The sequence below is a fragment of the Verrucomicrobium sp. BvORR034 genome (genome assembly GCF_000739635.1).
In the GTDB taxonomy this organism is placed as follows: domain Bacteria; phylum Verrucomicrobiota; class Verrucomicrobiia; order Verrucomicrobiales; family Verrucomicrobiaceae; genus Verrucomicrobium.
Genome location: NZ_BATQ01000028.1, coordinates 1 through 12,596, shown reverse-complemented (window position 1 = coordinate 12,596; position 12,596 = coordinate 1). Strand labels below are relative to the sequence as shown.

General features: G+C 63.2%; 8 protein-coding genes. 4 read left to right on the top strand and 4 right to left on the bottom strand.

Going from position 1 to position 12,596, the window contains the following annotated elements:
• A partial coding sequence (locus tag BV034_RS05205; protein WP_265592649.1) for a vitamin B12 dependent-methionine synthase activation domain-containing protein occupies positions 1-419 on the top strand: 419 nt, incomplete at its 5' end.
• A gap of 699 nt (positions 420-1,118) precedes the next feature.
• The gene (locus tag BV034_RS05200) at positions 1,119-3,167 is read left to right on the top strand and encodes a DEAD/DEAH box helicase (RefSeq protein WP_050024835.1); all 2,049 of its coding nucleotides are present in this window, start codon (positions 1,119-1,121) and stop codon (positions 3,165-3,167) included.
• Between the two features lie 574 nt (positions 3,168-3,741).
• Here BV034_RS05200 and typA read toward each other — a convergent pair.
• Positions 3,742-5,580, bottom strand: a complete 1,839-nt coding sequence (gene typA, locus BV034_RS05195; RefSeq protein ID WP_050024833.1) for a translational GTPase TypA — start codon at positions 5,578-5,580, stop codon at positions 3,742-3,744.
• Between the two features lie 229 nt (positions 5,581-5,809).
• On the opposite strand from typA, the gene BV034_RS05190 reads away from it, so the two are divergent.
• Complete coding sequence (locus BV034_RS05190) at positions 5,810-8,131, top strand: protein kinase (protein WP_050024832.1); 2,322 nt, start codon at positions 5,810-5,812, stop codon at positions 8,129-8,131.
• A 684-nt stretch (positions 8,132-8,815) separates the two neighbouring features.
• Here BV034_RS05190 and rph read toward each other — a convergent pair.
• From rph to BV034_RS05175, 3 genes are all read right to left on the bottom strand, one after another.
• Positions 8,816-9,625 (bottom strand): ribonuclease PH, encoded by an 810-nt coding sequence (rph, locus tag BV034_RS05185; protein WP_050024830.1) that lies wholly within the window; start codon positions 9,623-9,625, stop codon positions 8,816-8,818.
• A gap of 113 nt (positions 9,626-9,738) precedes the next feature.
• Positions 9,739-10,458 carry a hypothetical protein gene (locus tag BV034_RS05180; RefSeq protein ID WP_265592648.1) on the bottom strand — a complete coding sequence of 240 codons (720 nt, stop codon included), beginning with the start codon at positions 10,456-10,458 and terminating at the stop codon, positions 9,739-9,741.
• Between the two features lie 102 nt (positions 10,459-10,560).
• Positions 10,561-11,016, bottom strand: coding sequence for a GAF domain-containing protein (locus BV034_RS05175; protein ID WP_050024826.1), 456 nt, complete (start codon positions 11,014-11,016; stop codon positions 10,561-10,563).
• A gap of 118 nt (positions 11,017-11,134) precedes the next feature.
• On the opposite strand from BV034_RS05175, the gene holA reads away from it, so the two are divergent.
• Positions 11,135-12,283 carry a DNA polymerase III subunit delta gene (holA, locus tag BV034_RS05170; RefSeq protein ID WP_050024821.1) on the top strand — a complete coding sequence of 383 codons (1,149 nt, stop codon included), beginning with the start codon at positions 11,135-11,137 and terminating at the stop codon, positions 12,281-12,283.
• The last annotated feature ends 313 nt before the right edge of the window (positions 12,284-12,596 follow it).

Genomic DNA, 12,596 nt, shown 5'->3' with positions numbered 1-12,596 from the left:
GCATCATGGCCAAGGCCATCGCCGACCGCCTCGCCGAGGCCACGGCCGAGTACATGCACAAGCAAGCCCGCCTCGCCTGGGGCTATGAAAAGCCCGAGGAACTCAGCAACGACGACCTCATCCGCGAACGCTACCGTGGCATCCGTCCCGCCCCGGGCTATCCTGCCCAGCCCGACCACACAGAGAAGCCCATCCTTTTCGACCTGCTTAACGCCACCGAGCGCACCGGCGTCTTCCTCACGGAAAGCAACGCCATGCACCCCGGTGCCGCCGTCAGCGGCCTCTACTTTGGCCACCCCGAAGCCCGGTACTTCGCCGTCGGCAAGATCAACAAAGATCAGATTACCGACTACGCCGCCCGCAAGGGAGAGACCGTGGAGCACATGGAAAAGTGGCTGGGGCCTTGGCTGGCGTATTGAGGGGGCGGGAGGTTCGGGGGAGTGTTGGAGTAGTGGAGTGATGTGAAACCGCATAAAGAAGGCGGGGGTTCCCAGCCGCGCACCTTGCGCGCTCGCATCGAGCACCCACGATCAAACCAAAAAAAGATCCGTCGGCAGGGTTGGAGTTCCGTCCCGCATGCGGGACGGTCAGGAAGCCGCACCCAAGCAACCCACCACGACCAAAATCCCCTCCCCATGCCCAAACCTCCCGAGCTGTAGGGCGACCGCTTCGGTTGCCATCTCAGGAGCCGCTCGTGGCAAGCGGAGCGCTTGCCCTACAACACGCTGGGCGGCGAGCCGCTCAAGCCTCTTGCGCCGTCTCCCCCTCCGCTCCCAAACCCGGCTGGGACAGCCGGACTACACCCGACGCACCGCCACAGGGTTGGAGTTCCGTTCCGCATGCGGGGCGGTCAGGAGGCGGCACCCCTGCCGATTGCCAATCGGCGGCACAGCAGATTGCCAATCTGCGCTACAACCGCCCTCGCCCCCCCTTGACCTCAGGTCTGAGGTCCTGCGTCTTCCCGTCTTCTGTCTCCCGCGCAGCGGGCCAGGCCCCGATTTCCCCATTGACGCCGCTCCGCCTTTCCCTACACTCGCCCGCCCAAAAAACGTATCACTTGCCTTTCGCCTGAGGTGTGAGATCCTTCGAACCCCCAAATACCAAGGGGGTATTTGAATATGGATCAGAACCCGTTCCCCGATTCCAGCCCTGTGGCTGAGACGTTGCCGCCGATGGATGCCCCCCTTATGGCGGAGGCTCCCGTTGCGCCCGTGGCAGACGTCCCCCCCACCCGTCCGGCCGGGGACCGGAAACTGTTTACCGAGCTGGGCCTCGCCCCAGACATCCTCAAGGCCATGACGGCCCTGGGCTTTGAGCAGCCTTCTCCCATTCAGGAAAAAGGCATCCCGCCCGCTCTGGAAGGCCGCGACGTCGTCGGCCAGTCCCAGACCGGCTCCGGCAAGACCATGGCCTTCGCCATCCCGGTCGTGCAGAAGATCGATCCCCGCGACCGCGGCGTGCGTGCCCTCATCATGTGCCCCACGCGTGAGCTCGCCATGCAGGTCTGTGAAGAGGTGGCCAAGCTCACCGTCCACAAGCCCGGTCTGAAGGCCCTCCCCATCTACGGCGGCGCCACCTATGACCGCCAGATCCGCGGCCTCCGCGACGGCGCGCAAATTGTCGTCGGCACCCCCGGCCGTATCCTCGACTTCCTTGAGCGCGGCATGCTCCGCCTCGACGCCCTCCAGACCCTCGTCTTCGATGAAGCCGACGAAATGCTCGACATGGGCTTCCGTGAGGACATCGACTCCCTCATGGCCCTCGTGCCGGAGAACCGCCAGACCCTCTTCTTCTCCGCCACCCTCGCCGGCCCCATCCGCCACCTGGTGGAGAGCTACACGAAGAACGCCGCGCTCATCACCATCGAGCACAAGGCCCTCACCGTGCCGACGATTGAACAGCGCTACTACGAGGTAAACAGCCGCTCCAAGATCGAGGTGCTCTGCCGCCTGCTCGACATCGAGAACCCGCGCCTCGCCATCGTGTTCGCGAACACGAAGAAGGCCGTAGACGATATCACCGATGCCCTCATGGCCCGCAGCTATGGTGTGGACCGCCTGCACGGCGACCTCAACCAGACCATGCGTGACCGCGTCATGAAGAACTTCCGCGCCGGCAATGTGGAAGTGCTCGCCGCCACCGACGTGGCCGCCCGTGGCCTGGACGTGGATGACGTGGATCTGGTCGTCAATTTCGACCTCCCCTATGACGAAGAAGACTACGTCCACCGCATCGGCCGTACCGGTCGTGCAGGCCGCAGCGGCAAGGCGATGAGCCTCGTCAGCGGTCGCGACATCTTCCTCCTGCAGCGCATCCAGCGCTACGCCAAGGTCAACATCGCGCGCCACAAGGTGCCGACCCGTGAAGAAGTGGACGGCAAGCGTGTGGACACCCACTTCGCCAAGCTGCAAGCCACGCTGGAAGAAGGCAAGTTCACCTCCCACGAGAGCACCGTCCAGCGGCTCCTGGACGCCGGCCACAGCAGCACGGACATCGCCAGCGCCCTGCTCCACCTGCTCCTCTCCGACTCCGCCCGCGAGTCCGAGGAAATTCTCGAGGACCGTCCCAAGCCCGAGCGCAAGCCGCGCCGTGAAGACCGCCAGGACTACGAACGCTCCGGCCCGCCGCAGCAGCGCTTCGAACAGCGCGAAGGTGGCCGCGAATTCCGCCCGCCCGGCCCGCGTCCCCAATCCACCCAGGAAGGCTACACCCGCCTCTTCATCAACGTGGGCGCGATGGACGAAGTGACCCCGCGTGAGATCTCAGGGGCCATCTACCGCACCGCCAATCTCCCCCAGGGCTCCCTCGGCCGCATCGAGATCTTCTCGAAATGCAGCTACGTGGGCGTGCCCACCGAGTTTGTCCAGCAGGTGCTCAGCGGCATCGAGGGTTCCTCCCTGCGCGGCCGCAGCCTTCGCATGGACATGGCCGACCAGCAGGGCGGCCAGGGTGAAGGCAGTGGCGGCGGCGGTGGTGGCTTCCAGGGCAGCGGCGGCGGATATCAAGGCGGTGGCCAGCAGGATCGCCCCCGCTTCCCGCGCCGTGAAGGCGGCCCCGAACGCCGCTCCTACGGCGGCGGCGGCACCAGCAGCGGGTACAGTGGTGGCAGCCACGGCGGCGGCGGCGGCTTCAAGAAACGCCGTCCCTTCGGCAACCGCGAAGAATAGCCTCCCGTACAAAAGGTAATTTCTAAAACCCCGTCAGCCCCCAGGCCGGCGGGGTTTTTTATTGTTCCCAAGACATCGCAAGCCCCTCCAAGCAGGGCGAAGACGCCCCGCCAGAATACAGTCCATTCCACAGCTCCCTGAGCCGACTGAAGTCGGTACTCCACCCCTCTCCGTTGACCCCAAAAGGGAAAAGGTGGCTTCACCAACGACTCAGTTCGTTTCCCACACCCCTGAGACCATCTCATCCCAAAACATCGCAAGCAGGGTTGGAGTACCGACTTCAGTCGGCTCAGGCCACGCCCTCTCAAGCACCCGACATTATTTCCAACATCCCATCACCCCCCCTCAGCGCTCCGAACCCGGAGGGTTCACCACGAATAGATGCCATGGGTGAAGCGAACGTAGCGAGTGCAACCCATGGACACCCACAGCCAGGCACTCTACCGCGGAGCAGTAGGCTCCGCCCCCTGACGTGCCACCCACCCCCAACAAAGAAAAAGCCCCAACCGGCCGATCACAGCCAGTTGGAGCCAATGCATTAAATTCCTAAAACTTATCCCTACCCCTCTCCCACTTACACCGCTTCCATCTCGGCCTCGAGCTTCTTCTTCTCGCGGGAGCGCAGGTTGGAGTCCAGCGTGCGCTTGCGCAGGCGGATGCTCTTGGGGGTGGCTTCCACCAGTTCATCCGGGGCGACATACTCGATGGCGCGCTCCAGGGAGAAGCGGATCGGAGGAGGCAGCGCAGCACTCTTGTCGTTGCCAGCAGCACGGAAGTTCGTGAGCTGCTTGGAACGGGTGGGGTTCACCGGCAGGTCGTCCATGCGGGGGTTCTCCCCGATGATCATGCCGTCATAAATCTGGTCGCCAGGAGCCACGAAAAGCTTTCCGCGAACCTGGATGGTGTCCAGCGCGTAGGTGGTGGCCTCACCGGACTCCGTGCTCACCAGGGTGCCGGTGCTGCGGGTCTGCATGGGGCCGGCGTGCGGTGCGTACTCCTTGAAGAGGTGGCTGTGAATGCCGTGACCGCTGGAAAGGTTCATGAGCTCAAACTCGAAGCCGATCAGGCCGCGGGTCGGCACGGTGGCCACCAGGGTGCTGCCGTGAGCGTGGGTCTTCATGTCCTCGATGCGGCCCTTGCGTTCCGCCAGGGATTTCATGACGCCGCCGACGTAGTCTTCCGGCACTTCCACATAGAGCGTTTCAAACGGCTCACAAAGCACGCCGTCCACACGCTTGGTGATGACCATCGGGCGGGAGATCACGACCTCGAACCCTTCACGACGCATCTGCTCCACGAGCACCGCAATCTGCATGGCGCCACGGGCGCTGACGTTGAACACACCGGCGAGGTCCGTGTCTTCGATCGAGATGGAGACGTTCATCTTCGACTCTTTGAAGAGACGCTCGCGGATCTTGCGGGACGTCACGTGGTCGCCTTCACGACCGGCCAGCGGGCCGTCGTTCACGGAGAACTGCATCACGATCGTGGGCGGGTCAATGGCCACGAAAGGCAGGCCTTCCGCGTCAGCGGCGCCAGCCACCGTCTGACCGATGTCCACGTCTTCAAAGCCGCTGATGCCGACGATGTCGCCTGCAGTGCCTTCTGCGTTTTCGCTCACGCCCAGGCCGGTGTACTGGAACACCTTGGTCACCTTGATCGCCTTGGCGTTCTCTTCCGGCGTCTTGCCCAGAAGGAACACGCGGTCGCCCAACTTCACGCTGCCGCGGGTCACCTTGCCGATGGCCACACGACCAACGAAGTTGTCCCAGTCGATGTTGGACACCAGCATTTCGAAGGAGCCTTCGGGCTGAGCCTTGGGCGGCGCGATGTGCTTCACAATCTTTTCCAAAAGAAAATCCATCCCGTGGTGCTCACCTTCGGGCGAATCCGTCACCCAACCGGCACGGGCGCTGCCGTACAGGAACACGGCATTGAACTGTTCGTCGCTGGCTTCCAGCTCCAGGAAAAGCTCCAGCACGTTGTCATGCACCTTGTCCGGCTGAATGTGCGGACGGTCCATCTTGTTGATGAGCACGATGGGGGTCAGGCCCTGCTGAAGCGCCTTGCGCAGCACGAAACGGGTCTGGGCCTGAGGGCCTTCATACGCGTCCACCACCAGCATCACCCCGTCCACCATCTTCATCACGCGCTCCACTTCCCCGCCGAAGTCGGCGTGGCCAGGGGTGTCCACAATGTTGATGATGTGGTCGTTCCAGTGAACGGAGGTGTTCTTGGCCTTGATGGTGATGCCTTTTTCCCGCTCCAGGTCCATGGAGTCCATCGCGCGCTCAGCGATCTGCTGGTTCTCGCGGAAGTTGCCGCTGGCGCGGAGCAATGTGTCCACGAGCGTGGTTTTGCCATGGTCAACGTGGGCGATGATGGCGAGGTTACGGATGTTTGCGGGTGACATGGGTGGGCTGGAGGGGGGCGGAATAACAGTCCGCTTGGCTGGGCTAACAGGCGGTCGGAAGGCCCCGCCCGCGCAAAAAGGGTGGGCATAGTACCCGGAAATGCGAGAAACGCAAGTGAGGACGATGTCACGTGGCGCTCCGGAAGCCCTGTCTCCAGCGGAAAACACCTCCACAAGGCAGCAGGATTTTTGCACACTGCCGCTGACTTTTCGCTTATGCTGGGTGCAGATGTCTGACGATATTCATGCCCCGACACCTCCCTACGACGCCTCTGCAGACGGAGAATGGGTGCCGCCGACGCCGGAACATCTCCAGACGCTGTTGACCGGCTACGAGGTGCTGGAGCTGGTGGGTCGCGGCGGCATGGGCGCGGTGTACAAGGCGCGGCAGGTCAGCTTGGACCGGGTGGTGGCCATCAAGCTGCTGCCTCCGGACCTCTGGAGCGTGGATGTGGACTACGCCGAGCGGTTCCGCCAGGAAGCCCGCATGATGGCCAGGCTCATGCACCCGGGCATGGTGGCGGTGTTCGACTTTGGCCAGACCACGGAGGGGCAGCTTTATTTTGTGATGGAGTTTGTGGAGGGCACGGACGTGGCACGCATGATCGCCGCCCGCGGGGCCCTGCCCCCGGAGACGGCCCGCTCCATCGCCCTGCAGGTGTGTGAAACTCTGCAACACGCCCACAAACACGGCATCATCCATCGCGACATCAAACCGGCCAACGTGATGGTGAATCACGAGGGCCGGGTGAAGGTGGCAGACTTCGGGCTGGCCAAAATGCCAGCACTCGATCTGGAGGGCGCGGACAACAGCATCACCATGGGTTCGCCGGACTACCTGGCCCCTGAATGCCTGATCACCGGCCAGACCGAAGACCACCGGGTGGATATCTACGGACTGGGGGTGATGCTATATGAGATGCTGGTCGGCATCATTCCGCGGCGGAACTACTTCCCGCCCAGCAACCGGGTGCGAGGGTTGGACGCACGCTATGACGGCATCGTGGCCCGAGCCATCGCGCATGATGCGGACAGCCGCTACCCCACCGCGGCAGACTTTCACAAGGCTCTCTCCCAGCTGGGGGCACCACCCGCCGCCGCCATCCCCGTCTCCCAGCGCCCTTCTGCTGCCCCGCGGGCACCCGCCCCCCATCGGCTGCCATCTCCCGGAGCCGCCCGCTACGCGCCCCCGCCACCCAAGGCCAAAACCCCTTGGGGTCTCCTCGCCGTCTGCGTGGCTCTCGCGGGAGCCGGTGCCTACTTTTTCCTCACCCGGAACCAGCCTCCCAAGGTTGCTCCAGCAACTCCGCACCCTGTTGTAGCCGCTGGATCTGAGGAAGGTGAGCCTTCCCCACCCCCGGGCCCCGGCCCCTCAAGCCCTGGCTCCCCTGGCCAGCCCCCTGACCCCGTGACGCCCCCCGTCCTCAGCGTTCGGCCCGGCGATCAGGGGAAAGCCATCGATCTGCTGAAGTGGGCGCTCGCCTCAGGCGGCAAGGGCGTCATCCGCGCGGCCGACCAGTACCGGGATGTGCCCAATGCCGAGCAGATCCCGCCGCCGGGAGACTGGCATCTGGTTGCGATCGACTGCGGCTTCAACATGGTGCCCACGGACTCTCCCATCCCTTGGGATCTCCTGGCCAGCCAGCCGCAGTTGGAGGGATTTTTCTTCAAAGGGGAGCAGAAGGTGACAGGCGGAGACCTCGCTCGTCTCGCCCCCATGGCCTCCCTGGCACGGTTGCAATTCGACAGCATCGATTCCTCGAACGAGGCCCTTCAGAATCTCCCCGCCTTGCCTGCCTTGAAGATGCTGCGGCTGCAACGGACCGGATTCACCGGAGGCTCACTCCCCATCCTGCGGGAACGCGCCCCTCAGCTGGAGCAACTCACGCTGGGCCGCACCCCGATGACCGTTGACGATGCAAAAGAGCTGCAACATTTCACCAAACTCTGGGAGCTGCGGCTCATCGACATCCGCCTCACCTCGGACATGCTGAGCCCCCTCTCCAGTGCACCCGTTCTTCGCAACCTGGGTTTTGTGAATTGCGCCTTTGACCTTCCCGCCATGCCGACGCTGGAGGGGGTTCAGATCCTGTACGTGTTCAACCTCAATGTGACGCAAGCGTCCAAGAGCGACTGGATCCGCTCGCTGCGTGCCTATCCCCTCCTGAGATCACTCACGCTCATGCGCAGCAACCTGAAGGACGAGGACCTGTCAGCGATCACCCCCCTCCAAAAGCTGGACTATCTGGACCTGACCAACAACCCCGTTTCCGGCACGGCTGTCATCGACCTCGCCTCCAGCCTGCCCCGGCTCAACAATCTGGTGCTGGCCAATTGCACCGGCGTGACCGACGCCCACCTCATGCGGGTGGGAGAGTGCCGCAAGCTTCAACGCTTGGATCTGCGAGGCACCGGCATCACCGACGCCGGCCTGGAAGCCCTCAAGTTCGCACCAGGTCTCCAGTTGATCCAGCTTCAGGGCACCAAGGTCTCCGGTGCCGGGGCCGAGTCCCTGCGCCGTGCCCTGCCAAGATGCCGCATCGCGCTCTAGGCCACGGGACGGACCGAACCCGCAGCCCGCCCTTGGCTACCGCGCCATCTTCTAGCGCCGCTGCGGTTCCAGTGCGTCAGGGCGTCCATTTGCGAGTTGTCTCATGAACCCGGAGGGTTCGCCATGCGTAGCCATGGGTCGGCCGAGTGTAGCGAGGACTACCCATGGAAGTTGATGAGAAGGACTTCTACCGCGGAGCGGTAGGCCAATGGAGTCCAAATGACGGATAGTGTGGATGACGGTGTTGTCGTCTGGGGGACGCCATGCGATGGCCTACCGCTCCGCGGTAGCAGGTGAACGGCGCTATCCAGGGGGTAGCCCTTGCTATTCATGGTGAACCCTTCGCTCCAGCGTCTCAGCGCGATCTCCATTTGTCCTGTTTGGCCGTTAGGTCCCATACGCTCTATCCAACACCCAACACCCAACACCCAACACCCAGCGCCCCAGCCCACACCTCCTCCCCCATGCCGAAGGCATCCCAGAAGGTAGCCAGAGGTTGAGCGAAGCGACACCCCTGGAAATAGAAGCTAAAATAAAGCACCCTGAAAGGGTGCCAGAAACGTCGCCCCGGCTGGCAACGTCCGACACCTTCTCAGGGTGCGATGAAAAACTGGATGTCCAGAGACATGGCGGGAGAAGCCCCCTGACCTCAAGTCTTCTGTCTCCCGCGCAGCGGGCGCGGCCCTACAGGTTCTTGAAAGCGTCTTCCAGGCTCGGGGCCTTCAGGCTGACCGGAGCCGGGGCGGCCTCAGCCGCCTTGGGTTTGATCGCCGAGTTGATCACCTCCGCCTGAAGCTTGCAGAGTTCCACAATGCCTTTTTTGCCCAGGGTGAGCATGGCACTGAGCTGGGCCTCGCTGAAGGTGGACTCCTCCCCGCTGCCCTGAATTTCCACGAACTGGCCGTCTTCAGTCATCACCAAGTTGCAGTCCACGTCGGAATCGCGGTCCTCTTCATAGCAGAGATCCAGGAGCGCCTGATTGCGGAAGATGCCCACGCTGATGGCGGCCACTTTCTTCTTCAGCGGCTGTTGACGAAGCACACCCTTTTCCAGCAGGCGGTTAAAGGCAATCGCCGACGCCACGCAGGCCCCAGTGATGGAGGCCGTGCGGGTGCCTCCGTCGGCCTGGAGCACGTCGCAATCGATCCAGAGCGTGCGAGGTCCGAGTTTCTCAAGATCGACCACCGCACGCAGGCTGCGGCCGATGAGCCTCTGGATTTCCTGGCTGCGGCCGTCCAGTTTGCCTTTGCTGATGTCCCGGTCTTTGCGGTCCAGCGTGGAGTACGGGAGCATGGAGTACTCCGCCGTGAGCCAACCTCCGGAGACGCCCTGAGCCTTCATCCAGCGGGGCACTTCCTCCTGGATCGTCGCCGCACAGATCACCTTCGTGTTGCCGAAGGATACCAGCACCGAACCCGTGGCATGGGGAGCGATGTCGAGCTGGAAAGAGACGTTGCGGAGCTGGTCGGGGGTGCGTTGATCAGAACGAGGCATCCGGCGAGATAGCACAGGCGGGCGATCTGCAAACGCCAAAAGACCAATTTCCGCCGCGGGACGGTACGTCCGGACTACCCCCGCAGCCACGCCACAGGGTTCTCCCTCCCCTCCTAGCTCGGCTTTGCCACTGGCCTCCCTTTGTCTTCCGGAGCCTTGGTGATCCCCCGACTCACAAACTCGTGAACCTGCTTCCCCTGATGGTAAAGCGTCACCACCACCCCCTTGATGTCATCGTTTTCCTTGCGACGCATCTTGGGATCCGCCCAGGTCCAGCCCGGTGCCAGTTGGGTCACCGCCAGTTCCAGGGTCTCGCTGTCCAGGGCCACCGTTTCATTGAACTTGATCGCGGGGATGCTCTTGGAGCCTTTGACATGCTCGGCAGACTTCACCTTCCCATCGACATTTGTGTAGTGGATCTGGTAGCGCACTTCCACGTTCTCCAGCGTCTGGCCCGACCGGTTCATGACCTTGAAGTGGCAGACCCATTTCTCTTTCGATTCCACCACCGCCGGTCCATTGGCCCGGGCGCGCTGTTTGCCAGAGAGGCATTCATCCGTCCAGTCCACGGTAAAATTGTACCGCACCTCTGTGGGGTTGGCCTTGAGCCATTGCTTGATGTGCTCCCGATCCGCCTCGACCAGCCGGGTCAGGGGCAGGGTCGCAGTCGAGCCATCCGCCATCTTCAAACTGACCAGATCCACCGTCGCAGAGACGATTTCAGCAGAGATGGTGCGTCCCTCAGCGCTGGTGAAGGTCCGAACCTCCGCCTGCAGGGTGGGAGCAAGCCCAAAAAGGGCAATGGCGAGTGCAACGGAGAGGGAGCTTTTCATGGCCGTGCGAAGCGGGAAGCGATTTTCCCGCAGCATAGCCGAAAAGAACTCACAAAGTCAATACACCGTCTGTTAAATGGCGACCAAATATAGGGAAGTCACCTATGCGAGCTTATGGGCAATCGCTTCCGCAATCGCCAGCAATTGCTCTTTTTCCTCACTGGTGAAGTCATACGGCACCATCTTGCCGATGCCCAGCGTGCCGCGCAGTTCATCCCCGGCCAGAGCTGGTACAGCGATGGAGCCCTGCACGTTGGTCTGCCTCGCACCTTCTTTGGCCACGCCGCCCAAATCTGCCTGCAGGTTGCAGAGTTCCACCGGCTCACGCCTCTCCGCTGCCGCCCCGGCGATGCCCTTGCCCACCGGAATCGTCTCTACCACCGGCAGAAGCTGGGGAGGGATGCCCTTCTGTGCCACCAGCTTCAACAGCCCATCAGCAGGGTCAATGCGGTGCAGCGTCCCGGTGGAGCAGCCGAATTCGGCAATCACCGCCTCCAGCACGGCCTGCCAGTCTGGGGAATCGGTCTCAAGCAGAGGAAGAAGAAAGGGGGTGGACATGCGGCAACTTAGCCCCGGCTCTGGCCGCACGGCAAGGAACAAGCTGCGGGCACCACCGAGCAATCCGGGGAGGCGCGGGGTTGCCAGAGCCGGAATTCCCCTCCAAAATGGGCCGCCCATGCCGCCCTCCAAGAAAGCCGCCTCCGCCGCAGCCGCCACGAACTTCACCGTCGTGATGGGTACGGACGATGCCCGGATGAAAGAGGCCGCGCTGAAGCTCTCTCGCGAGCAAACCCCTGCCGACGCCGGCGACTTCGGCGTGGACATGATCGAAGGCATCGCCGAGAGCGCCGAGCACTGCGGCCAGATCGTGCGCCGGGTGCTGGATGCCCTGCAAACCCTCCCCTTCTTTGGCGGAGAGAAACTCGTCTGGTTGAAGAACGCCAACTTCCTGGCGGACAGTGTGGTGGGTCGCTCCAATGCCGCCGTCGAGGGCATCGAGGCCATCATCGACTACGTCGAGAAGCATCTCCCGCCCGACGTGAAGTTCCTGCTCAGCGCCTCCCAGGTGGACAAGCGCCGTTCCGCCTACAAGCGCCTGACCAAGCTGGCGGACGTGAGGGTCTTCGACAAGCCCGACACCTCCAAGACCGGCTGGGAAGACGAAGTCATCCCGCTGGTGGAACGCCGCGCCCGCGAGCTGGGCGTGAGCTTTGAAAACGAAGCACTGGAAATGCTCGTGCAACTGGCCGGGGAAGACACCCGCCAGCTCGACAGCGAGGTGGAAAAGCTGAGCCTCTATACCGATGGACGTCGCGTGACCGTGGACGACGTGCGTCTGTTAGTTCCCTTGAACCGCGCTGGCGTGGTGTTTGAGCTGGGGAACGCCCTCGGCAAACGTGACCTTCGCCGCGCGCTGGAACTCGTGCGCACCCTCATCTACCAGGGCCAAAATGCCATCGGCATCCTGCTCGCCGCCATCGTACCGCGCGTCCGCGGCATGCTGCTGGCCGCGGATCTCATGCAGCGCCACCCGCGCCTGCCCCGCAACGGCTATCCCGCCTTCAGCAGCTTTCTGGACAAGCTGCCCGAGCAGGAAACCGCGCATCTCCCGCGCAAAAAAGACGGCAGTGGCCTGAACGTCTACCCCATCTTCCTCGCCCTCGGCGAAACCCAGCGCTTCACCGCCGCAGAACTGCGTCTGGCCCTGCAAGCCTGCCTGGATGCCAACCTGAAACTCGTCACCTCCAGCATCGAACCCCAGCTCGTACTGGAACGGCTGCTCGTGGGGATACTGACGAAGTCGGGGAAACCGGTGCGTCAGTGAGTCAGCGCCTGCGGCGGTCCAGTGCGTCAGTGGGCAGTGCGTCAGTGGGCAGTGCGTCAGTGGGCAGTACGTCAAGGGGTTGGGTCTGGAGCTGTACGGAGTACAGGCTTCAGCCTGCGGAGGCTGAGAGGCGGGTGACTGAAGCGCAGCCCACGCGGTTGGATGAGTGGGCTCTCGTGGCTGCGTTTGTCAAAACGCGGTCAGGACGTCGCTCGCACGACAAAGGACCAAGCCCCCATCCAGCCACTTGCACCCCACGCATTCTCACGAATGCATCCACAAGCTTCCCTCCCCGTCCCACTCCGCCGCAATA